General features: G+C 65.9%; 3 protein-coding genes. All 3 read left to right on the forward strand.

Annotated features, from left to right (window positions below):
* On the forward strand, nucleotides 1-752 hold a 752-nt coding region (locus WA702_RS22610; RefSeq protein ID WP_425112778.1), incomplete at its 5' end, for a pyruvate dehydrogenase complex E1 component subunit beta.
* Nucleotides 753-769: 17 nt separating this feature from the next.
* The gene (locus tag WA702_RS22615) at nucleotides 770-1,075 is read left to right on the forward strand and encodes a DUF5076 domain-containing protein (RefSeq protein ID WP_425112779.1); all 306 of its coding nucleotides are present in this window, start codon (nucleotides 770-772) and stop codon (nucleotides 1,073-1,075) included.
* A 144-nt stretch (nucleotides 1,076-1,219) separates the two neighbouring features.
* Nucleotides 1,220-1,604, forward strand: a 385-nt coding sequence (locus tag WA702_RS22620) for a biotin/lipoyl-containing protein (protein ID WP_425112780.1), incomplete at its 3' end; no start/stop codon positions are given.

The following is a 1,604-nucleotide window of genomic DNA, read 5'->3' on the forward strand; positions in this document are numbered from 1 at the left end:
CGATCGTCGAGTTCATGACCTTCAACTTCGCCATGCAGGCGATGGACCAGATCATCAACTCGGCTGCCAAGACGCTCTATATGTCCGGCGGCCAGATGGGCTGCTCGATCGTGTTCCGCGGGCCGAATGGCGCGGCGGCGCGGGTCGCCGCCCAGCACAGCCAGGATTACTCGTCCTGGTACTCGCACGTCCCGGGCCTCAAGGTGATCGCGCCGTTCTCGGCCGCCGATTACAAGGGCCTCTTGAAGGCCGCGATCCGCGATCCCAACCCGGTGATCTTCCTCGAGAATGAGGTGCTCTACGGTCACTCCGGCGAGGTGCCGAAGCTCGACGACTACGTGATCCCGATCGGCAAGGCGCGCGTCGTGCGCTCCGGCAAGGACGTCACTTTGGTGTCCTGGTCGAACGGTATGACCTATGCGCTGAAAGCCGCCGAGGAGCTCGCCAAGGAGGGCATCGAGTCCGAGGTGATCGACCTGCGCACGCTGCGGCCCATGGACACCGAGACCATCGTCGAGTCGGTGAAGAAGACCGGCCGCGCGGTGACGGTGGAAGAGGGTTGGGCGCAGAGCGGTGTCGGCGCCGAGATCGTCGCGCGCATCATGGAGCACGCCTTCGATTTTCTCGACGCGCCGGTGCTGCGCGTCTCGGGCAAGGACGTGCCGATGCCCTATGCGGCCAATCTCGAGAAGCTCGCGCTGCCCTCGGCCGCCGAGGTGGTGCAGGCCGCCAAAGCCGTCTGCTACCGGTAACGGCTGAGGACACGACCATGGCGGGTCCCAAGGAACAGCCGCTGCCGCCCGACGTCGCCGGCCGCGAGGATGCCACCGAGGTGTTGCGTGCCTTCGTGCTCGATGGCGGGCTCTCGATCGCGTTCCAGCGCGCCTTCGAGGAGCCGGATGTCTGGGGCCTGCTGCTGGTCGACGTCGCCCGCCACGCCGCCCGCGCCTATGCGCGCGAGAGCGACTATTCCGAAGAGGAAGCTCTGCAGCGCATCGTCGAGATGTTCGAGGCCGAGCTCGCGCGTCCCACCGACACCGGCACCACCACGTCACGTTCGCAGAAGGGACATTGAGCGTGGTGTATCCGGGTCGGGCGCGGATCTGCGGGGCGACAGCTGCAATTGACCGATTTGGTCGGGCGCGCCCTGTGCCCAAATGAATTCGGTTGGCTCCCAATGAGGAAGACAGCCCGTCAAAATTAGCTTCGTGAGGTCACCATGCCGATCAACATCCTGATGCCCGCGCTGTCTCCGACGATGGAGAAGGGCAACCTCGCCAAATGGCTGAAGAAGGAGGGCGATCAGATCAAGTCGGGCGATGTGATCGCCGAGATCGAAACCGACAAGGCGACCATGGAGGTTGAGGCTGTCGACGAGGGCACGCTGGCCAAGATCCTGGTGCCCGAGGGCACGCAGGATGTCGCCGTCAACGATGTGATCGCGGTGCTTGCCGCCGACGGCGAGGACGTCAAGGCTGCCGGCAGCGCCGCGCCCGCCAAAGCGGACAACAAGCCGGCACCGAAGGCAGAAGAGAAGCCCGCGCAAGCCGAGCCGCCGAAGCCGGCTTCAGCTCCGGCGCCTGCCGCCGCGCCGGCCGCGAAGC

Origin of the sequence: Bradyrhizobium sp., assembly GCF_049798375.1 — a bacterium.
Lineage (GTDB): Bacteria > Pseudomonadota > Alphaproteobacteria > Rhizobiales > Xanthobacteraceae > Bradyrhizobium.

Coding starts and splice junctions, on each gene's coding strand:
- WA702_RS22615 (WP_425112779.1), top strand. CDS start 770: ATGGCGGGTCCCAAGGAACAGCCGCTGCCGCCCGACGTCGCCGGCCGC.